The sequence below is a fragment of the Methanofollis aquaemaris genome, from assembly GCF_017357525.1.
Taxonomy (GTDB): domain Archaea; phylum Halobacteriota; class Methanomicrobia; order Methanomicrobiales; family Methanofollaceae; genus Methanofollis; species Methanofollis aquaemaris.
On sequence record NZ_CP036172.1, the window covers coordinates 2,412,029 to 2,438,060 of the forward strand.

Annotated in this window: 25 protein-coding genes and 1 CRISPR repeat array (1 of these 26 only partly in view); of the genes, 14 read left to right on the forward strand and 11 right to left on the reverse strand. The window is 62.5% G+C overall.

Annotated elements, in window-relative coordinates; translation table 11 throughout:
* Nucleotides 1-191: 191 nt before the first annotated feature.
* Nucleotides 192-1,532 (reverse strand): adenylosuccinate lyase, encoded by a 1,341-nt coding sequence (purB, locus tag RJ40_RS11450; protein ID WP_265580981.1) that lies wholly within the window; start codon nt 1,530-1,532, stop codon nt 192-194.
* A gap of 215 nt (nt 1,533-1,747) precedes the next feature.
* Between purB and RJ40_RS11455 the strand changes: the two genes are divergently transcribed.
* The 5 genes from RJ40_RS11455 to mobA are packed head-to-tail and all read left to right on the forward strand — an operon-like array spanning nt 1,748 to nt 6,581.
* Complete coding sequence (locus tag RJ40_RS11455) at nt 1,748-2,512, forward strand: hypothetical protein (protein ID WP_265580982.1); 765 nt, start codon at nt 1,748-1,750, stop codon at nt 2,510-2,512.
* 54 nt (nt 2,513-2,566) lie between these two features.
* The gene (locus RJ40_RS11460) at nt 2,567-4,585 is read left to right on the forward strand and encodes an ATP-dependent DNA helicase (protein ID WP_265580983.1); all 2,019 of its coding nucleotides are present in this window, start codon (nt 2,567-2,569) and stop codon (nt 4,583-4,585) included.
* Nucleotides 4,586-4,591: 6 nt separating this feature from the next.
* Complete coding sequence (locus tag RJ40_RS11465) at nt 4,592-5,026, forward strand: methylated-DNA--[protein]-cysteine S-methyltransferase (RefSeq protein WP_265580984.1); 435 nt, start codon at nt 4,592-4,594, stop codon at nt 5,024-5,026.
* Between the two features lie 35 nt (nt 5,027-5,061).
* Entirely contained in the window at nt 5,062-5,979 is a 918-nt protein-coding gene (locus tag RJ40_RS11470) for a ketopantoate reductase family protein (RefSeq protein WP_265580985.1), read from the forward strand.
* The gene (mobA, locus tag RJ40_RS11475; protein WP_265580986.1) at nt 5,979-6,581 is read left to right on the forward strand and encodes a molybdenum cofactor guanylyltransferase; all 603 of its coding nucleotides are present in this window, start codon (nt 5,979-5,981) and stop codon (nt 6,579-6,581) included. The genes RJ40_RS11470 and mobA overlap by 1 nt, the downstream gene beginning before the upstream one ends.
* Nucleotides 6,582-7,255: 674 nt before the next feature.
* On the opposite strand, the gene RJ40_RS11480 is transcribed toward mobA, so the two are convergent.
* Both RJ40_RS11480 and RJ40_RS11485 read right to left on the reverse strand, forming a co-directional pair.
* Nucleotides 7,256-8,050: a dihydroorotate dehydrogenase electron transfer subunit gene (locus RJ40_RS11480; protein ID WP_265580987.1), complete on the reverse strand. Its 795-nt coding sequence runs from the start codon at nt 8,048-8,050 to the stop codon at nt 7,256-7,258.
* Nucleotides 8,043-8,933 carry a dihydroorotate dehydrogenase gene (locus RJ40_RS11485; protein WP_265580988.1) on the reverse strand — a complete coding sequence of 297 codons (891 nt, stop codon included), beginning with the start codon at nt 8,931-8,933 and terminating at the stop codon, nt 8,043-8,045. The genes RJ40_RS11480 and RJ40_RS11485 overlap by 8 nt, the downstream gene beginning before the upstream one ends.
* A 50-nt stretch (nt 8,934-8,983) precedes the next feature.
* Between RJ40_RS11485 and RJ40_RS11490 the strand changes: the two genes are divergently transcribed.
* The 4 genes from RJ40_RS11490 (at nt 8,984) to RJ40_RS11505 (ending at nt 14,437) form a co-directional block, all read left to right on the forward strand.
* On the forward strand, nt 8,984-9,850 hold the full coding sequence (locus RJ40_RS11490; RefSeq protein ID WP_265580989.1) for a malate dehydrogenase: 867 nt from the start codon (nt 8,984-8,986) through the stop codon (nt 9,848-9,850).
* Nucleotides 9,850-12,297 carry a DNA-directed DNA polymerase gene (locus tag RJ40_RS11495; protein WP_265580990.1) on the forward strand — a complete coding sequence of 816 codons (2,448 nt, stop codon included), beginning with the start codon at nt 9,850-9,852 and terminating at the stop codon, nt 12,295-12,297. Before RJ40_RS11490 ends, RJ40_RS11495 begins: the two co-directional genes overlap by 1 nt.
* 9 nt (nt 12,298-12,306) lie before the next feature.
* Nucleotides 12,307-12,588: a DUF1294 domain-containing protein gene (locus RJ40_RS11500; protein WP_265580991.1), complete on the forward strand. Its 282-nt coding sequence runs from the start codon at nt 12,307-12,309 to the stop codon at nt 12,586-12,588.
* A gap of 232 nt (nt 12,589-12,820) precedes the next feature.
* Nucleotides 12,821-14,437: a sodium:solute symporter family transporter gene (locus RJ40_RS11505; RefSeq protein WP_265580992.1), complete on the forward strand. Its 1,617-nt coding sequence runs from the start codon at nt 12,821-12,823 to the stop codon at nt 14,435-14,437.
* A 28-nt stretch (nt 14,438-14,465) separates the two neighbouring features.
* Here the strand turns inward: RJ40_RS11505 and RJ40_RS11510 are convergent, their stop codons facing one another.
* The 6 genes from RJ40_RS11510 to RJ40_RS11535 form a co-directional block, all read right to left on the reverse strand.
* Entirely contained in the window at nt 14,466-16,199 is a 1,734-nt protein-coding gene (locus RJ40_RS11510) for a M28 family metallopeptidase (RefSeq protein WP_265580993.1), read from the reverse strand.
* A 345-nt stretch (nt 16,200-16,544) separates the two neighbouring features.
* Entirely contained in the window at nt 16,545-17,525 is a 981-nt protein-coding gene (locus RJ40_RS11515; protein WP_265580995.1) for a TolB family protein, read from the reverse strand.
* A 105-nt stretch (nt 17,526-17,630) separates the two neighbouring features.
* Nucleotides 17,631-18,149 carry a flavodoxin domain-containing protein gene (locus tag RJ40_RS11520; RefSeq protein WP_265580996.1) on the reverse strand — a complete coding sequence of 173 codons (519 nt, stop codon included), beginning with the start codon at nt 18,147-18,149 and terminating at the stop codon, nt 17,631-17,633.
* A 22-nt stretch (nt 18,150-18,171) separates the two neighbouring features.
* Complete coding sequence (locus tag RJ40_RS11525; protein ID WP_265580997.1) at nt 18,172-19,083, reverse strand: DUF2156 domain-containing protein; 912 nt, start codon at nt 19,081-19,083, stop codon at nt 18,172-18,174.
* Nucleotides 19,070-19,495 carry a GNAT family N-acetyltransferase gene (locus tag RJ40_RS11530; RefSeq protein WP_265580999.1) on the reverse strand — a complete coding sequence of 142 codons (426 nt, stop codon included), beginning with the start codon at nt 19,493-19,495 and terminating at the stop codon, nt 19,070-19,072. Before RJ40_RS11530 ends, RJ40_RS11525 begins: the two co-directional genes overlap by 14 nt.
* A gap of 336 nt (nt 19,496-19,831) precedes the next feature.
* Nucleotides 19,832-20,293, reverse strand: a complete 462-nt coding sequence (locus RJ40_RS11535; RefSeq protein ID WP_265581000.1) for a hypothetical protein — start codon at nt 20,291-20,293, stop codon at nt 19,832-19,834.
* Between the two features lie 203 nt (nt 20,294-20,496).
* Between RJ40_RS11535 and serS the strand changes: the two genes are divergently transcribed.
* Both serS and RJ40_RS11545 read left to right on the forward strand, forming a co-directional pair.
* Nucleotides 20,497-21,774, forward strand: coding sequence for a serine--tRNA ligase (gene serS / locus RJ40_RS11540; RefSeq protein WP_265581001.1), 1,278 nt, complete (start codon nt 20,497-20,499; stop codon nt 21,772-21,774).
* Between the two features lie 93 nt (nt 21,775-21,867).
* A complete protein-coding gene (locus RJ40_RS11545; RefSeq protein ID WP_265581002.1) occupies nt 21,868-22,536 on the forward strand; it encodes a TMEM175 family protein in 669 nt (222 codons plus the stop codon).
* Between the two features lie 129 nt (nt 22,537-22,665).
* Here RJ40_RS11545 and RJ40_RS11550 read toward each other — a convergent pair whose 3' ends face one another.
* Nucleotides 22,666-23,019, reverse strand: a complete 354-nt coding sequence (locus RJ40_RS11550; protein WP_265581003.1) for a DUF5518 domain-containing protein — start codon at nt 23,017-23,019, stop codon at nt 22,666-22,668.
* A 276-nt stretch (nt 23,020-23,295) separates the two neighbouring features.
* Between RJ40_RS11550 and RJ40_RS11555 the strand changes: the two genes are divergently transcribed.
* Nucleotides 23,296-23,826 carry an LURP-one-related/scramblase family protein gene (locus RJ40_RS11555; RefSeq protein ID WP_265581004.1) on the forward strand — a complete coding sequence of 177 codons (531 nt, stop codon included), beginning with the start codon at nt 23,296-23,298 and terminating at the stop codon, nt 23,824-23,826.
* A gap of 13 nt (nt 23,827-23,839) precedes the next feature.
* Here the strand turns inward: RJ40_RS11555 and RJ40_RS11560 are convergent, their stop codons facing one another.
* Nucleotides 23,840-24,133, reverse strand: coding sequence for a hypothetical protein (locus RJ40_RS11560; RefSeq protein ID WP_265581005.1), 294 nt, complete (start codon nt 24,131-24,133; stop codon nt 23,840-23,842).
* Nucleotides 24,134-24,353: 220 nt separating this feature from the next.
* On the opposite strand from RJ40_RS11560, the gene cas1c reads away from it, so the two are divergent.
* Together cas1c and cas2 are read left to right on the forward strand one after the other, a co-directional pair.
* Complete coding sequence (gene cas1c / locus RJ40_RS11565; protein WP_265581006.1) at nt 24,354-25,385, forward strand: type I-C CRISPR-associated endonuclease Cas1c; 1,032 nt, start codon at nt 24,354-24,356, stop codon at nt 25,383-25,385.
* A 10-nt stretch (nt 25,386-25,395) separates the two neighbouring features.
* Nucleotides 25,396-25,686 carry a CRISPR-associated endonuclease Cas2 gene (gene cas2 / locus RJ40_RS11570; protein ID WP_265581007.1) on the forward strand — a complete coding sequence of 97 codons (291 nt, stop codon included), beginning with the start codon at nt 25,396-25,398 and terminating at the stop codon, nt 25,684-25,686.
* 297 nt (nt 25,687-25,983) lie between these two features.
* Nucleotides 25,984-26,032: direct repeats of the CRISPR family, unit length 32 nt; unit sequence GTCACACCCTTCACGGGTGTGTGGATTGAAAT; it runs 5,555 nt beyond the window's last position.

Below are 26,032 nucleotides of genomic sequence, written 5' to 3' on the forward strand. Positions count from 1 at the left end.
TTGCATGAAAAAACGTCTCTATGGTTTGATCGGAAAAAACGCCCAGACTGGTCCCTGATTTGGGACTTTGTTCTTGAAACAGGGGGCAATTTAGCCATATTCGAGGGTGGGTCGTACCTCATCGCCCGTGCTGACCGCCCCCGGCTAAGAGATCATTGGAGAATATGTTTCCAGACCCGAAAAAAGATTTTTCAGGCCGAGAGGGGCCTGAGTTTTTCGACGACGCGCTCGACCTGCTCGACCGCGGTGCCGATGTAGTTGTCAGGGTTGAGGAGGACGGCGATCTCTTCGGAGGAGAGGACGGCCGCGACCTTCGGGTTCTCTTCGAGGACGCCGGCGATGCTCCGCTTCTCTGCAAGCGCCGTCATGCTTGCCACACGGACGGCCTCGTGTGCGTCCTGCCTGCCCAGACCGCGCCTGGTCAGTTCGATCATCACCGACTCGGCGAGGTTCACGCCGTGGAGAAGGTTGAGGTTCTTCCTGATGTTCTCCTCCCTGATATTGAGGCGGTCGAGGACGCCGGTCATCACGTTGAGGATGTGGTCGGCGAGGACCGAGGCCTCGGGGAAGACCACCCTCTCGCAGGAGGAGTTGGTGAGGTCGCGCTCGTCCCAGAGGGTGTTGTTCTGGAGGGCGGGTTCGACCATTGAGCGGACGATGCGGGCGAGGCCGCAGACCTGCTCGCTCTTGATCGGGTTCCTCTTGTGGGGCATCGTCGAGGATCCGACCTGCTTCTTGCCGAAGGCTTCCTCGACCTCGGCGATCTCGGTCCGCTGGAGCGACCTGATCTCGACCCCGATCTTGTCCAGGGTGGTGGCCATGTTCGCCAGGAAGAGGACGTACTCCGCATAGCGGTCGCGGGAGATCACCTGGTTGGAGACGTCGACGGCGGAGAGTCCGAGGTACTCCATCATCGCGGGCTGCACCTCAAGCCCCTTTGTCCCCAGGGCCGCCTGCGTCCCGACGGCGCCGGTGAGCTGGCCGACGGCGACCCGCGGCCGCAACTCGCGGAGGCGCTCGATGTGCCGACCGACCTCGCTCGCCCAGATCGCAAACCGCAGCCCGTACGTCGTCGGCACGCCGTGCTGACCATGGGTGCGTGCGACGCAGACGAGGTTTTTCGTCTCTTCGGCGCGGCGCAGGAGGACGGCGAGGAGTCTCTGGAGTTTCTCCTCGATCAGGTCCATCGCCGCCTTCATCTGGAGCCCGGTGGCCGTGTCCAGCATGTCGTTCGAGGTGGCGCCGAAGTGGATCCAGCGCCCGGCGTCGCCGCAGACCTCGGTGACAGCCTTGACGACGGCCATCATGTCGTGGTTGATCTCGGCCTCGATCTCGTTCGCCCGTGCGAGGCTGGCCTCTCCCGCGCACTTCTCTATCGTCGCCGCAGCGTCGGCCGGAATAACCCCGCACGCCGCCTCGGCCTGTGCGAGCGCGACCTCCGCCGCCACTATGCACCTGAACCGGTTCTCTTCGCCCCAGACGGCCTTCATCTCTGGAGTGCCGTACCGGTAGTCTATCGGGTGGATCGCCATGGGGAATAGTGTGGACGCCTGGCGATAAAAGGGGTGTGCGTGGAGGAAGGAGCGACCGGTCATGGAGGAGACGAAGAGGCGGCACCTCCCCCCGGCACATCAGAGGCCACCCCTGTCATTGCAATTCGGTTCTAAAACCACCACCTGTGCGGATCGCACCGCTCCGAGGATTATGATCCCAAAAATATTATGTTTGGGGCCATAATATGTGATATATGCAATCCTCCCGTCTCCTGTATGTCTGCTCGGCCCTCGCTCTCGCCCTATGCCTCATCGCCGCCGGGTGCACCGGCCTTGCCGGGGCGCCGGAGAACGAGGCGACCGTCGTCCTCCAGCCCAACGCCTTCGGCCTCCCGCTCGGTGAGATATGGACTATCATCCTGGAGAAGACCGGTGCGACAAACGAGACGGCCGTGCTCAACAGTGCCGACCTCGTGATCGGAGCGGACGGGGAACTGGAGAGGATGACCATCGAGTTCTGGGACGAAAAAGAGGGCGGCGCGAACCTGGTCCACGTCGACCTCTCCTTTTTTCCCGACCGGCCCGGGAAGATCTCCTGGTCACGAGCGGCATCTGAGACGGTGCCGGTGAGCCTCCACCCCCTCGATGTCCTCGGCGAACTGGAAGAGGTCGACTTTGCCGATCTCCACCTCGGGAAAGAGGGGCTCTGGATCATGGTCTCGGGATCGCGAGGTTCTATCGGGTACGGCGGCGGGGACTACGACCTCGCTCTCCTCGAAAACGGCACTTTCACCCCGCTGGGGGAGGTGCATTTTGCCGGGGACGTGCAGGCGTGTCCGATCAGTATCCTCGGTCGGGGCGGCCAGGGGGGGAACGTCACCATCACCGAGACCCGCGACTTCCTCTTCTGGCATGATGAGAGGACGTCCACCACCTACGAAGAACCCGACCCCGAGCGGGAGAACATCATCGCCTTCGTGCCTGAGAGTATTTCGATGGCTGACGAGGTCGTCTCCTGACCTGGCGCGCGGGAACCCAATACTACATCATGCCGGGCGACCAAGACGTAGTGAATGGACCCGCTTGAAGACTGGTTCCCGTATCCGTCCTTCCGCCCGAACCAGAGGGAGATGCTGGAGTTCGCCGCAGAGACCGCGCGCGACGGCGGGATCGCGATGATCGACGCCCCCACCGGCAGCGGGAAGTCGAGCGTCGTCTCGGCCCTCCTCGCCGCCCGCGGCACAAAGAAGGTAATCGTCGCGGTGCGGACCATCTCGCAACTCGCCACCTTTATCAGAGAACTCGAACTGGTCCGGAAGGTGAAGCCCACCCTCACCTTCGCATACCTCGTCGGAAAGCGATCGATGTGTCCGCTCGGCGGGGAGGGTGATCCCTACCGGCGGTGCGAGGCGGTCAAGGCCTTCTCCTCATCGCTGATGCGCGAGCAGGCGCACAAGGGTTCCCTGGTCCCGACCGAGGACCGGGTGATCAAGGAGCAGCTCAGGAAGATGGACCCCGAGCACCCGCTCCTCTGCCCGTACTTCATCAAGAGCCGGGTCTTTGTCAAGGACAGCGAGGAGGCGGGACTGCGGATGGGACCGTCGGGGGCGCTCCGCGACCGGGCCAACCGCGTCCGGCGCGAAGGGATCCCGCCCGAGAACCTCAACGCCTTCTGCCGCGGGCTCTGCCCGTACGAGACGATGATGCAGGCGGCCCGCGGCGCCGACGTCCTCATCTGCAACTTCCACCACCTCTTCAACGACGACGTCAGGGACCAGTTGTACGCCAACCTCGACATCAAACCCGAAGACGTCCTCCTCCTCATCGACGAGGCCCACAACTGCGGGGACGTCGTCGAGGGGATCCAGAGCGTCGTCCTGGAGGCGAGAGTGCTCGAAGGGACGATGACCGAACTGGCCCACCTCTCGAAGAACATGAAGTCGGTGAACGCCGTCAGGCAGGTTCTCCCCAATGTCTCGCGCTTCATGGAGGATCTCAGGCGCTCGCCCAAGGATGAGGACTGGTTCGACCCGGCGATCTTCCACCGGATGGCGATCAAGGGTTCGCTGTACAAAGGGCTTGAAGAGGTCGTCGAAGACCTTTCAAAGATCGCCGAGAAGGTCTCTGAGAAGAACAAGAGCGCCGGGATCTACAAGGAGAGCGCGGTCGAGCAGTTCTCTGATTTCATGTACCGCGTCTACCGCGCCGGGGCCGACCCGACCTTCCTCACCCTGTATCGCTCCTCCGAGGGCGTGGTCGAACTTGAGGTGCGAAACATCGATCCGAGCGGGAAGATGTGTGAGATCTGCGAGGCCCATGCCGGTGCCGTCCTCATCTCGGGCACTCTCTCCCCCCTCGACGCCTACATGAAATATTTCTTCGGCGACCTTGTGGTCCGCGCCCGTTCCCTCCCCAACAGTTTCCCACGGGAGAACCGTCTGCTCGCCTGCGCAAACGATGTCACCACCGCCTTTCGGATGCGCCGCGATCCCCTGAACACCGAGCGGATCGTCGGCTACATCAGGGCTTTCGCCCAGGCGCCGGGCAACCTTGCCGTCTACTTCCCCTCGTACCAACTCCTCAACACCTATGCCGAGGCCTGCGGGAGTCGGGTCAACGGCAAGAAGATCTATGTGGAACCAAGGGAATCGGGCGAGGCGACGACGGCGCTGCGCGAGTTCGTCGGCCTCCCCGAACAGGGGAAGGCCGGGATCCTCTTTGCGGTCTGCGGCGGCAAGTGGAGCGAGGGGCTCGACTACCGGGGCGAGATGTTGCGGGGGGCGATGGTCGTCGGCCTCCCGCTGGCACCGTACAACAATGTGCGCCGGATGGTCATCGACTACTACAAGCACAAGTTCGGGCGGGAGGGTGAGTTCATCTCGTACACCCTCCCGGCGATCAACCGGGCCACCCAGGCGCTCGGCCGGGTGCTGCGGACGCCCGAGGACACCGGGGTGCTCGTCCTCGCGGAGCAGCGTTTCCTGGAGCAGGACGTGCGGGACGGCCTCCCGCCCTGGATGCAGGAGGAGATGGAACGGTGCGAACTCGAGGGGTTCAGGCGCCTGGTGCTCAAATGGAAGGACCGGCGGTGAACCGGGGTGCATGAGGGGAGTTGCTCCTTCGGGCTCTGGCACGTGCATGTCGCCTGGGAGGACGACTTCGTCTCACAGGTCTGTTTTCTCAGGCACCCTGCCGCGGGCGGGGTGCCCGAGCAGTTCACCCGGTACCTCGCCGGCGACCCGGCCGGGCTTGCTGACCTCCGTTCGGTCGCAACCGAGGGCGAGAGCGTCTTTGCCCGGATCTACCGCGCGGTGCAGGCGGTCCCGTACGGCGAGACGACGACCTACGGCGAGGTCGCCGCCCGCGTCGGGACGGTGCCGCGGGTCGTCGGCACGGCGATGCGCCTCAACCCCACGCCGCTCGTCGTCCCCTGTCACCGTGTGGTGGCAAAGGACGGGCCCGGCGGTTTTTCTCCCTCTATCGAATTGAAGCAGGCGCTCCTCTCATTGGAGAGAGGAAAGCGGATATATTAAGAGCCGTGAGTGCCATAATTTATAACGATTCTTCCATGAAAGTGCTGATACTCGGAGCCGGTGCAGTCGGGCTCTCCCTTGCCGCCCGACTCTCCGACCACTGCGATGTCCATGCCGTCTGCAGGCAGCGGCATGCCGATGCGATCGCTGAGCGCGGGCTGGTGCTGACCGGGCTCTGGGGCGAAGGTACGCACCGCTTCTCGGCCTCCGAGGAGGTACCCGCCGGCGAGCGCTACGACTATATCTTCATCACTTCCAAGGCGCTTGCCACCCGTGCTATCTGCGAGCAGTTCGCCGATGTGATCCGGGACACCGAGACGGTCAGTCTCCAGAACGGGATCGGGAACGAGGAGATCGTCGCCGAATACACCGACCGGGTCATCGGCGCGACGATCATCACCGGGTTCGAGTGGCGAGGCGATGCCCGCGTCCATATCTCGGTGGTCGGTGGGCCGATGAAACTCGGGCGGTTCCCCGACGGCCCCGATCCGAAGGTGGACGCCCTCGTCGCCCTCGTCGAGAAGGCCGGGATCCCGGTCGAGGGGAGCGACCATATCAAGGGCGACCTCTGGGCGAAGACCCTGTACAACTCCTCGCTCAATCCCCTGGGCGCCCTGATGAATGTGCCGTACGGCAAACTCCTCCACCCGATGCCCTGGGGGATCATCGAGCATGTGGTGAGGGAGGCCTACGCGGTGATGGCCGAGGAGGGCGTCCGCGTCCCCTGGCCGACGGCCGACGACTACCTCGCCTACCTCCACGACGTCCAGGTGCCGAGCACCGCCGAGCACCATGCCTCCATGCTCCAGGACATCATGCACGGGCACCTGACCGAGATCGATTTCATGAACGGCGAGATCGCGGCCAGGGCACGGAAATACGAACTTGACGCCCCCTACAACGACTGCATCACCCGGCTGATGCACTTCCGCGAGTCGCTCCTGGAGCAGTGATGAGAACCGGGATCGTGCTGGTGGGCGGCGAGGCGCGTCGGGCCGGGGGGGTGGAGAAATATTTCTTCGAGGTCTGCGGCCAGACGTTCATCGACCGCCTCCTCAAGACGCTCAGAGGAGTCGTCGATGAGATTGTCATCGTTGCCAGGAACAAAGAGCAGTGTGCGCGCTTTGCCCAATACCAGGACGTCCGGTGCATCGAAGACCTGCGAAAAAAGATGGGGCCCATCGGCGGGGTCCATGCCGGTGCTCTCGCGGCTCGCGGTGAGGAACTCTTCATCGTCGCCTGTGATATGCCCTGCATCAACGGGGAGGTGATCGAGGAACTCTTCAGGATGCTGGAGGACTACGACGCCGTCATCCCCTGCTGGAACCGTGAGATGCTCGAACCCCTCCATGCAGTCTATCTCCGCTCCGCGCTTCTCGAATATCTCCGCGAGCACGAGTCCCGCTCCCTGCGGGCGATGGTCGAGGGCCTCCGTCCCCGCTATGTCTCTGCCGAGTCGTTCAGACCGCTCGACCCCGAACTCCTCACCTTCATCAACATCAACCATCTCGGCGACCTCGAACGGTTCAAGGCAGAGATCGAGCATCGGTTGTGAGAGGGTGATATTTTTTCTTTGATTTTTTTCCATAGAACATTCAATCATTTTGGCTTTGTAGAATTGCTCATGAACCCTTGGTTCAAGCATACGGGATGAAAATTCTGTGGGTCTCTGGAGTGGGCATAGATCCTTTCTCCCCCTTCGGAACGGGGCACCAGATGGGACCACCACCCAATTGCCGCCCCCGCCTATCCTCGGTCCGTGGGGGTCCGGGGGTGGAAACCCCCGGCGCGAGATTCCAGGAAAGATTCTACGATTGAAGGCGGCACGCCTGATCATCATGCCTTCCCATCCCTCCCGCCGGGGGCGTTGCCCCCGGACCTCTTGGATGAAGATGGGGGCAGGAAGGCAGAATGGTGAAGCCGAAGGGATGCTCTTCTTGCTCCTCCTGTTTGTCTTTCGCCCTCATCTGTGGCAAAGGGGGTTCAGGGTGCTCTCGCCCCCTGAACCCCGCCCTGATGGCGATTGGTGGGGGACGGCAAGTAGTGATCAGGAGAGGTGGTGTTTCTTCTCTTCAACGATGTGCCGTCCCGCTCCTATCCTCATAATACGGGGGTTCGGGGAACCCGAACCCCCGCGGTGACGATAGAAGAGGAAACGAGAGAGCGAAGGCAACCGCTCCGCTCCCCTTCATCCCACGCTCAGATAAAAAAAAGAAAGGAAGTGTTTGCTCACTCTTCCGCTTTCTTCGCCCACGGGAAGACGACCTTGCTGCCGGTGGCGTCCCGTGCATAGCGCCCGAACTCAGACTCCAGGAGGTCGGCGCCGGTGAAGACGGGGCCGTCCCGGCAGACCCGGAGGCCGTGGGGGTCGGTGGCGCACGAGCCGCAGACCCCGATCCCGCACTTCATGTACCGGTGGAGCGAGAACTGGCCGCGGTCGGCGACGCCTGCCTTCTGGAGGCGTTCGAGCACCTTGAGCATCATGATCTCGGGGCCGCAGACGCAGATGTGGTCGTACGCCTCCAGGTCGATCTCGTCCATCAGGTCGGTGACCACCCCGTGGTGGCCGGCCGTGCCGTCGTCGGTGGCGATCTTCAGGTTGGACGAGGCGTTGATCACCGGGGCGAAGAGGAGTTCGTCGGCGGTCCGCGCCCCCAGGAGGAAGGTGCTCACCTGCCCCTCCACCGCGAGGTGGAGGAGCGGAGCAGCCCCGACCCCGCCGCCGATGGCCAGGGTCTTGCCGCTCACCGTGAAGCCGTTGCCGAGCGGGCCGCGGATCCCGAGGGAGTCGCCGGGCCTGAGCAGAAACATCGCCGTCGTGGCGTCGCCGACCTGCTGGACCGTGATCGAGGTCGCCGAGGAGAGGGCCATCGGCACCTCGTCGACGCCGGGCACCCAGACCATCACGAACTGGCCGGGCGAGGAGGGGATCGCTGGCTCGAAGTAGAAGGTCCGCACCGACGGCGTCTCCTCGACGACCGCCTTGACCGTCACCCGCACCGGGAGCATCGGGAGGTCAGGCATGGTGCGCCACCCCCACGATCTCCTCGGCCGCCACCCCGTCGCCGGAGTACAGGCCGCGTGCGATCTGCTCGAAGACCCGCACGTCGTCGACGACCGCGCTCCCGACCTCGACGGCCTGGGCGCCGGCCATCATCATCTCGACGACGTCGTTCGCCGTCGACACCCCGCCGCATCCGATGATCGGGATCGAGCAGGCCTCGTACAGGTCCCAGACGCACTTCACCGCGACCGGAAAGATCGCCTTGCCCGAGAGCCCGCCGCTCCGATACCCCAGGACCGGCCGGCGGAGTTCAGTGGAGATCCGCATCGCACGCACGGTATTGACCGCCACGATCGCGCTCGCCCCGCCCTTCTCGGCGGCCAGGCCGATGGTGGTGATGTCGGTGACATTCGGGGTGAGTTTCACCCAGACCGGCAGGCCGTGGGAGGCCACCGCCCGCGTGCACTCGAGCACCATCTCTGGGTCGGTCCCGATCGCCGCCCCGTACCCGGCGGCATGCGGGCAACTCACGTTCAGTTCAAAGCCGCGGGCCGTTTCGGCAAACCATCCGGCGACCTCCTTGAAGTCCTCCGGGTCTTTGCCATAGATGCTCACGACTACGGGATCGTCTTTGAGGGGCTCGATCTCACCCACAAACTCCTTCGAGGGATTGGGCAGGCCCATCGCGTTGAGCAGCCCGCCCTCGGTCCTGACCAGGCAGGGACCGTGGTGGCCGGGGTTGGGCTCGGGGCCGATGGACTTGGTGACCACGCCGCCCGCCCCGAGCCTGAGCATCCGCCCGAGGGACGCACCGGTCGTCCCGAGCACCCCGGCCGCGAGGAGGAGATGGTTGTGAAGAGCGACCCCGCCGACCGTTATTTCGCCAGGTTGGAGGGTAATCATCCAGAAGAGATTGCGGTTATTTATTATTAGCATACCCATAGAGAGATCATATGAGCAGCCTCGCAGTGATCGGAACCGGCCGGGTCGGGGGTGAAGTCGCATTTCTCGCCGCAGCATTGGGTCTTGCGGACGAACTCATACTCTGCGACGCCGTCAAGCCCCTTGAACGCGCGCAGGTCCTTGATATCAGTCATGCCGCCTATGATGTTACCATCGAGACCGATCCCGCCCTCCTGAGGGACGCGGACGTCTGTATCTTCACCGCGGGACGGCCGCGGACCCCTGACGTGAAGACCAGGGCCGACCTCCTCACCGTCAACCTCCCGGTCATCGACGACTGTTGCCGGGCATTGAGAGGGTTTGGGGGCGTCCTGATCACGGTCACCAACCCGATGGACGTGAACAACTTCCTCTTCTCCCGCTGCCTCGACCTCGAGCCCTCCCGGTGCGTCGGGTTCGGCGGCCAGCTCGACAGCGCCAGGTTCGCCCTCAGGCTCGCGAAGGAGGGGATCGCGGGCGGGCCGGCCTTTATCCTCGGCGAGCACGGGGAACACCAGGTTCCGGTCTTCTCCAGGCTCGGGACCGGGGTGCCGGTCGAGAAGCGCGAGGCGGTGCTCACCGCCCTCCGCGGCGCGAGCATGGAAGTGATCAAGGGCAAGGGCGGCACGGCCTTCGGTCCTGCGGCCCATATCACGAGGCTTGCCGAGACGGTCCTCAGCGACCGGCGGGACGAGGTCGTCCCGTGCTCGTGCATCGTCGACGGGGAGTATGGTCTCTCCGGTCTTTCCATCGGTCTCCCTGCCAGGGTCGGGCGCGATGGGGTTGAGGAGATCGTCGAGTGGGATCTCGACGAATGGGAGACGGCCAAACTGAACGAGGCCGCCGGCTTCATCAAGAAACTCTGCAGGGACGCGTAATGACCGAGAAACAGGCGACGCTCTTTGGCCCGGAGGCCGGGGCGGGGGGGATCAGGTGTGCGATCAACCAGGTGGAATACGACAACATCTCGGGCGTCGGCCCGGTCATCCACGTCTTCGGGCGGGAACCGGACGGTCGGGCGGTCCATATCCAGGTGACCGGGTTTCGGCCGTACTTCTATGCTCCGGCCGATGAGGTAGCTGAAACCTCCCTCCCTCCCCAGGTGACCGGGCAGGACGAAGAGGTGTACCGCTCCATCAAGGGCGAGGCGCTGACCAGGCTGTACACCAACAGACCGACCGACGTCCGTGATCTTCGCGGCGAATTCACCCGCCACTATGAGGCCGACATCCCGTTTGCGACGCGGTACCTCATCGATACCGGGCTGACCGGCGGTCTTGAGGCCCCGACCGAGGTCGTCGAACACACCGGGGTGGCGCCGGCCGAGGTCGACGCCCCGGCCCGTCTCTGTTTCATCGATATCGAGTGCGAGGACGAGCGCGGCTTTCCCGAGACCGAGCGGGATGCGATCACCTGCATCACCTGCTGGGACTCTTTCGAGCGGGACTACACCACCTTCCTCTATCTTGCGGACGGGACACCCGCCTCCTTCTCCGAGGCCTGGGAGAAGAAGAACGGCCACCTCTGGAAAGGGGACGCCCGGCATACCGTATGCCCATACGAGACCGAGGAGGGGATGCTCCACGCCTTTGTCGCCTATATCAGGGACCGCGACCCCGACATCCTCTCTGGCTGGAACTTCACCGACTTCGACCTCCCCTACATCGTCCACCGGATGAGCGCCCTCGGGCTCAGGCCCAACGACCTCTCCAGGCTCCCGGGCGCGACCGAGCGGACCGCGGTGCGGGGCCGGGCGGTCTTCGACCTCCTCACCGCCTACCGGAAACTCCAGCCAGGTCAGAAGGAGTCGTACCGCCTCGACGCCGTCGCCGCCGACGAGGTCGGGGAGCGGAAGGTCCGCTACACCGGGACGGTCAGCGACCTCTGGCGGGACGACCCCGAGCGGCTCGTCGAGTACAACTGCACTGATGTCGAACTCTGCGTCAAGATCAACGAGAAAAACGACATCGTCGATTTCTACCGGATGATATCGAGGTACGTCGGCGTACCCCTCGACCGAACCCTCAACTCATCCAATGTCATCGACATCTACATCCTGCGCAAGGCCCACGGCCGTTTCGTCCTTCCCTCGAAGGGGCATGTCCTGGCCGACGAGTTCGAGGGCGCCACGGTCTTTGAACCGACGCTTGGCGTGAAGGAGAACGTGGTGGTCCTCGACCTCAAGTCCCTGTACCCGATGGCGATGATGACCATCAACGCCTCCCCCGAGACGAAGGATCCGGCCGGAGAACTGAAGGCCCCCAACGGCGTGCGGTTCAAGCGGAGCCCTGACGGGTTGACCAGGACGATCATCTCCGAACTGATGGCAGAGCGCGATTCGATCAAGGCGCGCCGCAACGAGCACCCGTACGGCTCGCCCGAGTACCGCCTCCTCGACCTCCAGCAGGGGGTCATCAAGGTGATCATGAACACCTACTACGGGGTCTCAGGCTACTCGCGCTTCAGGCTGTACGACCGGGAGATCGGGGCCGCGGTCACCTCGGTGGGCCGGGCGATCATCGGGCACACGCGCGACGTCATCACCGGAATGGGCTACGAGGTGCTGTACGGCGACACCGACTCGTGCATGGTCGAACTCCCGCAGGCCCCCCTGGAGGAGACGATCGCACGGGCCCGCGAGATCGAGGCGCGCCTCAACGAGAGTTACGAGGCGTTTGCGAAAGAAGCCCTCAACGCCGACCGGAACTACTTCTCCATCAAGTTCGAGAAGGTCTATGCCCGCTTCTTCCAGGCCGGCAAGAAGAAGCGGTACGCCGGTCACCTGGTCTGGAAGGAGGGGGTCGAGGCCGACACCGTCGACATCGTCGGGTTCGAGATGCGGCGCAGCGACTCGCCGCAGGTCACCCGCGAGGTGCAGGAGCAGGTGATCGCCATGATCCTCAGGGGCGCCCCGCTCTCCGAGGTGAAGACCTATCTCGGCGAGGTGATCAGGACGTACCGCCGGGGTGGGTACTCCATGGACGAGGCCGGGATCCCCGGCGGGATCGGGAAGGCGCTCGATGACTACGAGACGAAGGACGCCCATATCAGGGGTGCGATCTACTCGAACACCTATCTGGGCACCGACTTCAAGCGCGGGAGCAAACCCAAACGGATCTATATCAAACAGGTGACCTGCAAATATCCCCAGACCGACGTGGTCGCCTTCGAGTACGCCGACCAGGTGCCCCCCGAGTTCGTCGTCGACTGGGAGACGATGCTTGAGAAGACGATCAAGCAACCGATCGCCAGGATCATCGAGCCCCTGGGATGGACCTGGACCGACGTCGATCCTTCGAGGACGACGCTCTTCGACTTTGCGTGAGGAGAGAGGATGGAAGGTACCGTTCCGCTCCTCGCGCTCTACCTGCTCCTGAACCTCGGCGCCGCGTCCGTCTTCTGGAATGACAAGAGAAAGGCGCGGGCCGGCCGGTGGCGGACCTCCGAGAATCTGCTCCTCGTTGTCGCCTTCCTGGGGCCGTTCGGGGCCTGGTGGGCGATGCGGCGGTTCAGGCACAAGACGCAGAAACCGAAGTTCAAACTGGTGCCGGCCTTCCTGTTCGTTCATCTGGCGGCGGCCGTCGGGCTCCTGTACCTTGTGCTGAGCGGGATCTGATCCTGCGGCATGTCGGGCCTGGCGGTCCTCACTCACGCCTCCATCTGCCCGGAGGTGCGCCCGCCGGTGCGCGCTTGCCCCGTTTCCCGACTTTCTGCACACTCGTCATCGTCGTGGTTTTCCGGCGCTACGGCTCCTTTTCCTTGGTTGGGTGGTGGAGATCTCTTTTTTGCCCCTGCGTCTCCATCCGATATTCTCAAAAAACCTCGGGGAAAATAGTACTGGTCGCCTGATGAGCATAGAAGTCCTGATTATCCTGCTGTACCTCGCCCTGATGCTTGCTATTGGCTTTTTTGTCCAGCGCCGGGGCGCGGTCGAGACCTCGAAGGGATACCTGGTTGCAAACCGGAATATCGGTCCTGTTCTGATTGGGGGAACACTCTTCGCCACCTTCTGGGGAGGGGGCACCCTTCTCGGCGGGGCGGGGGCGGCGTACGACGGCCATCTCCTTGCCACCATCGCCGATCCCTGGGCCTCGGGTATAACGCTTCTCCTGATGGCGGTGTTCTTCGTCACCATCCTGCGGAAGATGAAGATCGCCTCGCTGGGGGAGATGTACTATCTCCGGTACGGGATGAAAGGCTCGCTGGTTGCGTCCTTCCTCTCCCTGCCCACTCTTATCTTCTGGACCTCGGTCCAGATCCTGGCCATCGGCAAGATCCTCAACGTCCTCATCGGCCTCCCTGCCGTGGAGAGCGCGGTCTTTGCCGGGCTGATCGTGATCATCTACACCTATCTGGGCGGGATGCTCGCGGTGATCATCACCGACAACATCCAGATGGTCCTGATCCTCCTCGGCCTCGCCGTCCTGATACCGACCGGCATCTCCTATGCCGGCGGCATCGAGGCCATCGCGGCCAACACCCCGGCTGACTTCTGGTCGATCCTCCCCGACGACGCCTCGCCGAGCGGGATCGGGTGGACTTTCACCGGGATCATGGCCTGGTTTGCGGCCTGGTGCGGGATGGGCCTGGGGAGCCTGGCCTCCCTGGACATCTCGCAGCGGGTCTTCTGCGCACGGGACGATAAAGCGGCCAGGCAGGGTCTCCTCTTCGGGACCGGGCTGTACTGGGTCGCGGGCCTCGGCCCCATCGTCCTCGGTCTGGTCGGGATCGTGATGGTGAACAACGGGCTCATCGACGGGGCGGTGCTGGCTCAGGACCCCGAACTGATCGTCCCCTATCTCGCCAAGACCCTCCTCTCCCCCTGGATGATGGCCCTCTTCGTCGGGTCGCTGGTGGCGGCGATCATGTCCACCGCGAGTTCGGCGATCTTCGCGGCCGCGGCGGTCATCTCGACCAACTTCATCCATGGCTCGGTCTCGGACCATGTGCACCATGAGAAGAGGGTGCTGCGGATCACCAGGGCCCTGGTCGTCGCCATCGGTCTGCTCTGCATCGGGATCAGTTTCACCGCCACGGGAGTCTACGACCTGATGATCTTCGGGTTCACCCTCCTCTTTGCCTGCCTCTTCTGGACGGTGGTCTGCGGGCTCTTCTGGAAGCGGGCGAACGCCCCCGGAGCGATCGCCTCGATGCTCTCCGGGTTCTTCACCACCCTCGCCGGGATCGCCGCCCTTTCTCTTCAGGAGGGGGCGTTCACGCTCGTCCCGCCCGACAACGAGTGGACGGTCTTCTTCACCTTCGTCCCGACGGTGGTGGCCGGGGCGGCGATGTTCGTCGTCTCGCACCTGACGCAGACCTCCCACCCGCCGGTGCCGCTCAGGGATACCGACGGGCAGGTGCTGAAATGGCCCGAACTTGCCGAGCAGCCGGTGATCGTCAGGCGGGAGCCCGACGGCGTACCGGTGGCGGCGGCGGCCGCGCAACCGGTTCCTGAGGAGGAGTGACCCCTCTCCCTTTTTTTACCCGACCGCGTCAGCAGAGGATGAGGCTCCCCGTGCCGACGGCGTTTTCGTCGCCCTTGCTGCAGGAGATATTCCAGCGGTACGTGCCCGGTCCCTCAGGTTCCAGCCAGAACATGATCTCTCGTGTCTGCGAGTCATCGAGGACCGGTATGTCGTAGAAGCGATACCCCGTATCCCGGCCGTCGGGGCCGTCCACCCGGAACGCTGCCGTCTGCAGGAGGGCATCCGTGGTATCCGTATACGTGCACCCCACCACGATGTGATAGCGCTCGCCAGGATTGTAATTATAGGTGTACGTGCGGGCCGCCGCAGAACAGGCGACCCCTCCGGTCTCGTCGACCTGTAAGAGTCCTCCGTCGAGGTCCACCAAACTGAACCTCTCCAGGGTGAATGCGGCCCGCTCGGTCCCGATGACCGCCTCGTCGGTTCTATATGCCACGACCGTGAAGGTGTGCGGCCCCGGGACCGGAACCACAGCGTGATCGTTGTCGAGGTTCCGGATCAGGATCCCGTCGAGGTAACCGTCGACCCGGGCAACCTCTTCTGGTCGTTCGATGCTGTAGGCGAGCGGGATGGCGGTAAAGGTGAAGCGGACGACGTCTCTCGGACCGTCCGCCCATGGGATGGCGACGGCGCTGCCCGAAATGGCCGGCGGCTCGACCTCCCATCCCTCCCCGGTGGCCGTCGCAACGGCCCTGGTCCCCTCGCGCCCGTGGGTAACCGCCTGCACCGTGTGAGGGCCTTCCGGGAGGGTGACCGAGCCCGAGGGGAGCACCCCGAGGCTGGTGCCGTCCACGATCACCTCGACCGGCGCATCGCCCGGTCCGGTGAAGACGATCGTCCCGTTCTCGATCCTGAGATCGATCTCGGGCGACGGATCGCCGGTGGCCGCGTCGGTCCCCGCGATCGTCCCTGCGACGATCCGTGCGCACTCCGCGGCAAGCGTGTAGTTGAGGCGTTCGGGCCGGTCGTCCGGAGTGTGCATGATCTGGCGACTGTCCTCCTCATAGATCAGGACTGCCGGTATCCTGGCGGCACGGAAGGTATGGTCGTCCCCGCGTGCGAGGTTCAGGAGGGGCATCGTCGTCTCCTCCAGGCACGCCGACGGCGGGAACGTCCCGAGGATCCACCGGTGCTGGGGGAGCGCCGTGACCTGCAGACGATCCCCGGAGGCCACGCAATCGAGGTTTATCGCGAGGACGATCCGGTCGTGGAGGTCAGGGTTGTCGGCCAGCCACCGCCTGCTCCCTTCAAGCCCGGTCTCCTCCCCGCCGAAGGCGATGAAGTATACGGACCGGTTCAGGGAAATGTCTTCGAGGATTCTGGAGACCTCGATCATCGTGGCCACGCCCGCGGCGTTGTCGTCGGCGCCGGGCATCTCCGGACCGGTGGTATCGTAGTGGGCGCATATGACGACGATCTCGTCGGTCGCCCCCTCTCTGACGCCGATGATGCTCGATGAGAGGCTGAGTTGGGGATCAAAATAACAACCGGCATACGCAAACCTCCCGGTGCCGACCGATAACCCGCGCTCCTTCATCGCCCCGGCGATGTAGGTCGCCGCCGCGACCCGCTCTTCAGATCCTGAAGCCCGCTCGAAGGTGCAGAGGTCGTAGGTCATCTGCTCGATCTTCTTGGGGTCTGGTGCCGGGATATCAAGAGCGGCCGCCGGGCATGCCAGGGCAATCCCGACAAGCATGATCAGAATGACGGTAACGGCCCCCTGTCTCGATAGGTGTTGCATGACTCATCTCCTCGTCTGCGGGCAGCATCGGCACGGCCGTTGCCATGACAGGGAGTTTGTCTCCGGGGTATATGTGATCTCTGAGGCTGGAGGCTAGATGTCGGTCAGAAGAGCGCCTGCACGCCGTGGTTGGGAGATGCAGGGGCCGAAAGAATTGACCATGCTCCTCGCGGCATGGCGGCGGGGAGATCATGAAGAGGATGATGGCGTTCCCGACATTCTCTTCACGCAAGGAGAGGGAACTCTCGTTCAACTGCATCGCGTTGGCGACATTTTGTCCTTGACGTGCCACTAGAGGGGATTTGATGAGGTCGAATCCCCATTTAAATCTATAGAGCCGTTTTTTCAGGAACTCCTCTTCTCCGAAAGATCGTAGAGATAGATATCGCGGTTCCCGTTCCGTTCGTCGGTCCATACCACAGAATCCCCGCTGACCGCCGGTTCGTACTGGTCGGCCCGGTCGTTGGTGATCCGCGTCTCGTTCCCACTTCCGAGGTCATGGAGATAGATGTCGCGGTTCCCGTTTCTCGTATCGGTCCAGACGATCCGGTCGCCGTCGATCGCCGGTTCATACTGGTCGGCGGTGTCGTTGGTGACCTGCCGCTCCTCGCCGCTTTCGAGGTCGTAGAGATAGATGTCCTGGTTCCCGTTCCTGGTGTCGGTCCAGACGATCCGCGTCCCGTCGAACGCTGGTTCATACTGGTCCCCCGCGTCGGTGGTGAGCCGCGTCTCCTCGCCGGTCGTGAGATTGCCCAGATAGATGTCGGCACTCCAGTACCTGGTGTCGGTCCAGACGACCAGGTCGCCGGAGAGGGCGGGATAGCCCTGGAAGGGGATGCCATCGGTGACCGGCGACTCGTTGCCCGCGGCGAGGTCGAAGAGATGGACATTGACGTTGAGGGTCCGCAGGTCGGCCCAGACGACCCGGTCACCGTCGATCGCGGGGTCGCCCTGGACCCCCGGGTCGTCGGTGATCCGCGTCTCGTTCCCGCTTCCGAGGTCGTGGAGATAGATGTCCTCGTTCCCGTGGCGGGTGTCGGCCCAGACGACCCGCTCGCCGAAGAGCGCGGGACGGTACTGTTCCCCGTCGTCGTCGGTGAGGCGGGTCAGGTTCCCGCTCGTGAGGTTATAGAGATAGATGTCCTCGTTCCCGTTGCGCGTATCGGTCCAGACAACACGCTCCCCGTCGATCGCCGGCATATACTGGTCGGCCGGGTCGTCGGTGACCTGCCGCTCCGCAGCCCCGAGGCCCGCCGCCTGCATGGCGAGCGCCGCCGCAGTGAGCAGCACGAGCACTGCTATGATCGCGTTTCGTCTCCTCATCATCGTCCCCCCCTACATCAAAAGAGCGTGCGGTCCCGCGTCCCGGTCCGGCCTCTCTCTCGATCCGCACTGGGCGATGCCGCAAAATAAAGGTTGTGTCGGTTTGGCCTACTTCTCGACGTCGAGGGTGAAGAGAACCGACGGGAGGGCCCTGGCCCAGTTCCTGACCGCCGTCCAGTCCCTGGCGTCTCCGGGGGCCGCCCCGGCCATCTTCATGATCTGAAGATCGGTCGTGCTCATCCCGACGGGGTCGAACTTCCCGGCAAAGAGTCCCTCGGCCTGGGCGTGGACGTACATCCGCAACTCGTTCATCGAGGCCCTCGCCGATTTTCTGATCATGTCGTCTTCCTCTTTCATCGAGTATCCGACCGCAAAGACCGCGAGCGGGCGCTCGTTCAGTCCGATCCTGAACCGTTTGGCCAGGTCGACCGCCTCGGGGAGCCATTTGCCCATGTAGATCGGGCTGCCGGCGACGACGGCGGCGTAGGGCGCGACCTCTTCGACTTCCATCACGTTCATGCAGTCGACTTCATAGCCCAGGGCCGCAATCTCGTCGGCGATCACCCGGGCGATCTCCTCTGTCGAGCCGTACCTGCTCGCGTATGCCACCAATATCCTCTCAGTCATGCTCCACTCCATATCGACGCATTCATAGATGTCTTTTTTCCAGGTCGGCCCGTCGGGCGGTATGCACCTCTGCCATGTGATGGGGGTGATAGCGGAGTTTTGCCTCTCGCAGGCCGGGGAGGCCGAGGTCTGACTCGCGGTTGAGGAAGGTGGAGCGTCCAGCCAACCGGGCGGCCGTCTCCTGGTTGACGGCCCTGTAAATCCCTTCGCAGTCGGGGAGTCCTTTCTCGAAGTGGACCACCGCAGTCTCCTCGTTGAGGCGGTCGTACAGGGCGCACCCGGCGATCGCCCCCTCGACCCGCACCGCGATCCCTTCGAGCCCGAGGTCGTCGAAGTGGGCGATCGCGTATCGCAGGGCCGTCTTCTCCTCGGCAAGCACCGGCGACTCGTCGCAGTGGCGCCACTCGCACCACCGTTCCAGGAACCCGACCACCTCGCCGAGGAGGTTGGGGGTGATCGCCTCGACCGTAGGGCCGCACTCTCGCCTGAAGCGGTTGAGATGTTTTCTGATGGTGAGGTAATCCCTGCCCGGCAGGGTGGCGAGATCTTCTGTCCGGTACACATAGTCGGCGAAGTCCCGGTCAGGCCTGAGGGGGAGTGTGGGGTACTGAGAACGCACCAGATCCAGCGTGGCGTCGTCGAAGATGTAGTACGCCACCTCCCCGCCCTCCCGCACGGCGATGTCGAGGGCCGCTTCGAGGGCCTCGGGATCCGGGGGGCCGATGGGCCCGCGGAAAGAGCGTTCGCCCTGGATGGTGCTCATGATCACGACGCCCTCGCCGACGCGGGCGTACTCGTAGTGGGCGTAGTGGTTCCAGCAAAGCATGGTGGTGAGGCTCATGTCGGAGTGTACCGGCGGGTGGCGGCGGTACAGGTCGGCGAAGAACTCCCGGTCATCCGGGGTGACCGGTATGAACGCGTCAATAGAGAGCATCTTCATCCCTCAGAAGCATCGGCACATGCCCGGGCATCCTGGCAAAGCCGTGCCGTCGGTAAAATTCAACGGTGCCGGGCTGGGCGATGAGCCCGATCCAGGCGAGGTCGCGGGCGGTGCAGAAATTGACGAGCGCCTCCACGATGGCGTCTCCGATCCCGTGCCCCCGGTACTCGGGGAGGACGACGATGTCCTGGAGGTAGGCGTCCGAACACCCGTCCGAGATCGCCCGGCCCATTCCGACGGCCCTTGTCCCGTCGACGGCGACGACAAAACAGAAACTTCCTTCGATGAGTGCCGTGATCCCGTCGGCCGTCCACTCTTCCTTCCACCACTCGCCGGCGCGGTAGAGTCCGACGATCTCCTCGGCGTCCCAGGCCCCTACGGTCCTGACGGTGATCCCGGAGAGCATGCACCCCCCTCGCTCCCATCCTATATAGAGACAACGGAAGATGAGGAATTGTCCAGTGTGCAAGTGGGTTTTGCGGGATTACGGGCATTCTGCGGGGGCGACCGGGAGGCTGAGAGGGGGGGCTCTCTTTCTTCAACGGTTTGCCGCCCGCTCCAATCTTCATAATTCGGGGGTTCGGGGTTTCCTCGAACCCCCTCTGGTGGGGATAGGTGTGGGGCGGCAGAGCGGAGGATCCGGTGCGGGCGCTCTCTAATCTTCATCATTTCAAAGAGAGAAGAAAAGTGTGGGGGGTTCATTTCCCGGTATTTTCTCAGGAGAAATTTTACCCGGCCGGTTTCACTCCTCTTTTTTCCAGGAGAACATCGGGAACATCGGTTTGAGGGGGTCGGTCTCATCGAGAGACGAGAGCCGCCAGGTCTGTTTGTACGTCTGGCCGCTGCTGTTTGCGTACGTTGCGGCCACTTTCAGTTCGGTGGCCATGGAGGCGAGGGTGTGGGCGTACTTCTCGTCGACGCCGAGTTCGGGGATGTCGAACTCGATGTCCATCGGGACCAGGGCGACGTGGATATTCTTTGCCGGGGCGTTCCCCCCGTTCGCGACGATCACCGACTTCGCATCGTCGGAGAGGCGGCACGATACTTCGGGAAGATCTCTGGTCTCGCCCATGATCTGGAGGCACATCGCCACCGTCCCCAGGATGATGAGGACCGAGGCCCCCATGAAGACGTTCTGGGTGACGGCGAAGAAGACGCCGAAGACCACGCCTGCACCGAGTATGACTGCAGGGACACGTTCCATATCATGGAATTGGTTTGAGGAGATATAATAGGATAGGAGTTGAGTTCTGATCGGGATTGTCGGGGTCGGCCATGGGTGATGCCGGGGTTCTCTCTCTCCCCCGCCCATTACCGGGCAACCCTCAAGACCTATTGCATCCAAACTGATCAGGACAGGAAAGAATCAATTTATGAATTGAGCGCACCAGAGGGAGAGAGAAGACAATGCTTGAGTTGAAGTTCATCAGAGACCATCCCGAGGTCGTGAGGGCCGACCTTACGAAGAGGGGAGACGAGGAAAAACTGGCATGGCTCGACGACCTGCTGGAGAAGGACCGGCGGAGCCGGGAGATCCAGACCGAGGTCAACCGGATGCGGAGCCGGCGCAACAAGATCGGCCGCGAGATCAACGCGGCCAGGAAGGCAGGGGAAGACACCGCGCCCCTCCTCGAAGAGGCGGCGTCCCTCCCGAAGGTGATCAAGGAGGCCGAGACCGAACTCGACGCGATCGACGAGCGGGTCCACTACTACCTGATGCGGATCCCCAATATCCTCCACGAGAGCGTCCCGGTCGGCAAAGACGACACCGAGAATGTCGAGGTGAAGCGGTGGGGAGAGCCAAAAGTTCCGGCGTTCGAGTTGCAGAACCACGGCGCCCTCGCCGTCGAACACGACTGGGCCGACTTCGAGCGGGCGACCAAGATCTCGGGGGCCGGGTTCTACTTCCTCAAGGGCAACCTCGTCCTCCTCGACCTCGCGCTGCAGCGCTACGCCCTCGACCTGCTGATGGAACGCGGCTACACTCCCATCTCGCCCCCGTACATGATGAACCGGGCGGCGTACGAGGGGGTCACCGACCTCGCCGATTTCGAGAACGTGATGTACAAGATCGACGGCGAGGACGAGTTCATGATCGCGACGAGCGAGCACCCGATGGCGGCGATGTACAAGGACGAGATCTTCGAGGAGAAGGATATCCCCCTGAAGTACGCCGGGATCAGCCCGTGTTTCAGGCGCGAGATCGGCGCCCACGGTCTCGACACCAAGGGGCTCTTCCGCGTCCACCAGTTCACGAAGGTGGAGCAGTTCGTCTTCTGCAAGCCCGAGGATTCGTGGAAGTATCACGAAGAACTCCTGGACAATGCCGAGGCGTACTTCCAGGGCCTCGGCCTCCCGTATCATGTGGTCAACATCTGCACCGGCGATATCGGGACGGTGGCGGCGAAGAAGTACGACATCGAGGTCTGGATGCCCCGCGAGGAGCAGTACCGCGAGGTGGTCTCGTGCTCGAACTGCACCGCATACCAGGCGGTGGGGCTGAACATCAGGGTGCGGGACGCCTCCGACTTCGCCTCCAAGCAGCCGGTCCACACCCTCAACAGCACGGCGGTGGCGACTTCCCGGACGATCCGGGCGATCCTCGAGAACTACCAGCGCGAGGACGGCTCGGTCGAGGTGCCCGAGGTGCTCAGGAAGTACATGGGCGGCATCGAGACGCTGTAAGAAGAAACTCCCCTCTTTTTTTTCGACCTGTTTCACCGACGACCCAAACGATTTTCATCCATGCTTCCCATCCTCCCGCCGAGGAGGTGAGGGATGGGCCGCCGCGATGAGGGGGAGAAGAGACCGGGCCGGAGCATCCTGACCGACGTGCTCCCCGCCGACCGGCTGAACGCCTTTGCCGACGGGGTGTTTGCGATCGTCATCACGCTCCTCGTCCTCGAACTCCCGGTGCCGGAGGGCGGCGAAGCCCTGGTCCCGGCACTCCTGAACGCATGGCCCGATTTTCTCGCCTATATCATCAGTTTCGTATTCATCGGCGGGTTCTGGATGACGCATGCGTCCATCACCCGCCTGACCGAAGAGGAGGACGAGGTCACGTTCCGCCTGACCCTGATGACGCTCTTCCTCGTCTCCCTCATCCCGTTCACCACGAGCCTGATGGCCGGGCACCTCGTCGGGGTGGGTTCGCATCTCTCGGTCCTCGTCTACGGTCTGGATCTCCTCCTCGCCTCGGTCATGCTGAGCGCGATCATGCGTTACCTCGCGTGGCGCCCTGAACTGCTCGTCGACGGGCTTGCCGAGGAGGATTTCCGCGTCATGGAGAGACGGCGGCGGTCGGGTATTATCTTCAACGGCATCGGGGTGCTGCTCGCCCTCTTCCTGCCGCCGGCGGCGATCGTGGTGTACATCTCGGTGGCGTTCTTCTTCTTTCTCCAGCCGTTCTTCTACAAGCGGATCCTCAGAGGTTTTAAGAAAGTGTGAACGGAGAGGTCCCTCTTCTGTCCGTCTTCATCGTTCGGCGAGAGGGATGCCGGGAGAGGGTCGACACCATGCCACCTCTCCGGGTATCAGTCGCCATGGGCTGTGGATTCCTATTTTCAGTCGGATCCATCACTTCGTCAGCGATCCTCCGATAAGCCCGCCCACATACCCGAAGAGGCCGAAAAGCGGGAAGAGGGCGACGATGATGAAGAGCGTCGAGCCGAGGAACCCGAGATAACTGATGTCGCTCGGGGCGGTCTCGATGCCGTACACGAAGATGGCGGCTCCCAGCACCACGGCGTTCAGGAGGCCGAGATAGACACCCGCCTTCCCCCCGTTCTTGGCGCCGCCCCGCGCGATCCAGCCTGCCATGATCCCTCCGATGAAGGCGCCGCCGATGGTGATGAGGTAATTGACGATGAGCGCCACCACCAGTCCCGCGATCACGCCGGTCCAGAACTGCCGCGAATTTGATCCGTTCATGGAATTCGTCCTCCTGGCCATGGGCACCCGGGAGGGTCCGGCGGGAAACCGTGCCGCACGCGCCTGCAGGGCAACCGCGTTCCCGGATGCGTGGCAGGCAGGAGATATTCCTGGCCCTATATAAATGTGGGTGGGGGCCGCCGCAAAGGACGCGGTGCCGGGCGGATGCCCGGTTTCCGGGAAAATTATAATGCCGATCTCGGGGTACTGCCCGCGGTCGCGGATCGGCATCAGGCGCGGGGTGGTGACGGTCCGGAGGAGAGCGAGGTGAGGGATATGCTGCGAAGAAGAGGAGGAGCCGCCCTGAGGGGCAGAGAGGAAGGGGCACACCGGTACAGGATGCGAGAGAAGATCGTCTCGATCGGGGACGACTACTGGATCGAGGACGAGGCCGGAGAGAAGGCCTTCAAGGTGGACGGGAAGATGCTCCGCGTCCGCAATACGCTGGTCATCCAGAGCAGCGGGGGGCAGGATCTCTACAAAATCCAGGAGCGGATGCTCCGCATCAAGGACACCATGGAGATCGAGCGGGGCGACGGCGGCACGGCGGCGACGATCAAGAAGGCGCTGATCTCCCCGCTCCGTGACCGGTGGACGGTGAAGATCCCCGAGGGTGAAGACTGGAGCATTCAGGGAAACATCCTGGACCACGAGTACAGGATCGATGCCGGGCGGGAGCGGGTCGCGGAGGTCTCGAAGAAGTGGTTCAGGATCCGGGACACCTATGGCGTGGAGATCGCACCCGGCCACGACGACGCCCTCGTCCTGGCGGTCACGGCGGCGATCGACCAGATGGCGCACGACTGATCGGAGGCGCCCTCTACCAATATTTCCAGAGGGCGACGAGGGCGAGCGCGAGGGCGGTGGCGAGGAAAAGAGCGGCAGAGATCCACTGTGCGGTGAGGATGCAGTAGATGGCGATGAGGGTGGCGAGGGCGGTGGCGGGGACGAGGAATTTTTTCAGCATGGGTCTGACGCTCCATCGCCAGAGGGCAACGAGGACGACGCCGAAGGCGATGAAGAAGACGGCGATCATCCACTGTCCGGTGATCGCGCTGTACAGGGCGAGCAGCGTGACGAGGACGGTGACGGGGATGAGGAGTTTTTTCAGCATGGGTCTGGCGCTCCGTTGGATGGGGGATCGGTTTTAGATCAGGGGGAGATCTTGGTATCGGGTGGGATATATCTATTGGAATGAATGCTGGATCAGATAATCATCATCTGAGATGTCAGATGCCTGGGGTCGATCTCACTCTATGATTTGATCAATAATCCGATTTTTTTAGAATGATTTATATTCGGACAGATGAATCCCTATTCGGGACCATTTGCTCATGAGAAAGTTGCTCAATACCTTATATGTGACCACTCCCGAATCCTATCTGATCAGAGATGGTGAAAATGTCATCGTTAAGGTCAATGGTGAAGAGAGGTTCCGCATTCCCATACACAATATCGAGGGGATCGTGTGCTTTGGATATATGGGTGCCAGTCCGCAGTTGATGCGGTTGTGTACCGACAATAATGTCGGCCTCTCTTTTTTGACACCGTCGGGAAAATTTCTGGCACGGGTGCATGGACGGGTGCGAGGAAATGTCCTCCTGCGACGGACACAGTATCGTACGGCGGACAACCCTGAAACCTCACTGGATATTGCCCGGGGTTTTATCATCGGGAAGGTGGTGAACTGTCGAACGGTCCTCGGAAGGGGTATTCGCGATCATGGGGAGGTCGTCAGGTGTGACCGGATCCGGTCGGCAGATGCCATGCTGATCGAGAACCTGCCGGGGATCGATGACTGCGCCAACGCAGATTCTCTCCGGGGCATCGAGGGGAACTGTGCGAAGTTCTATTTCGATGTCTTCGATGAATTGATCCTCAAGCAGAAGGATGATTTTTTCTTATCTGAACGGAACCGGCGGCCTCCTCTCGACAACATGAATGCGTTGCTATCGTTTCTGTATACTTTGCTTGCCCATGACGTCGAGTCCGCGCTGGAGACGGTGGGCCTTGATCCCTATGTCGGGTTCTTCCATACCGATCGGCCCGGGAGACCGAGTCTGGCACTGGATCTGATGGAAGAACTCCGTCCCTTTCTGGGGGATCGTCTGGCCCTGAACCTAGTGAATTTGAAGCAGGTGACCGGGAGTGATTTTCTCAAGAAGGAGAATGGTGCGGTGATCATGACGGAGAATGGAAGGAAAAAGGTTCTGGCAGCCTGGCAGAAGAGGAAAGTGGATCTTATCACTCATCCTTACCTGAACGAGAAGATACCGGTCGGCCTGGTCCCCTATGTGCAGGCGATGGTGCTTGCCCGTTTCTTGCGGGGAGATATCGACGGGTATCCACCTTTCTTCATGAATTGAGGTGTTTTGCATGATGGTATTGGTCACCTATGATGTGAGTACGGAATCGAACGAGGGAAAGAAGAGACTGCGAAGGGTGGCAAAGGAGTGCGTTAACTATGGACAGAGGGTTCAGAATTCCGTGTTTGAGTGTCTTGTGGATCCCGCCCAGTTTGCACAACTGAAACACTCTTTGTGTGGGATCATCGACGAGGAGAAGGACAGTCTCAGGTTTTATTATCTGGGAAAGAACTGGAAACGTCGGGTTGAGCATTTCGGTGCAAAGGAGGGGTACGATCCGGAAGGGTTATTAATCACCTGATCGCTGCGAACCGGGAGCGGCCACCGTTTTCCCGGGAACTTCGCAGGGAAAATTGAAATCTTCGATATAGTTTTTGTGGTGGTGAGGAGGTTGTGTCATTTCTGGGAGTTCTGTCCTCCCTGGGGGTGTGGCTCTGTGGTTCACCTGGGTCGATTTATATTTGATTTGTGGAATATCTTGATTGGGCGCTTTTTGTGACGAAAACAATATTGCTCGTCGGGTTAACAAAATGGTGTTTAACTGGATCTTTGTCTTATCTTTTGAGAAATGATGAGGGAAGGATCCGGGTAATCTGCAGTCACACCCTTCACGGGTGTGTGGATTGAAATTGTTTCATCCTCTCGGC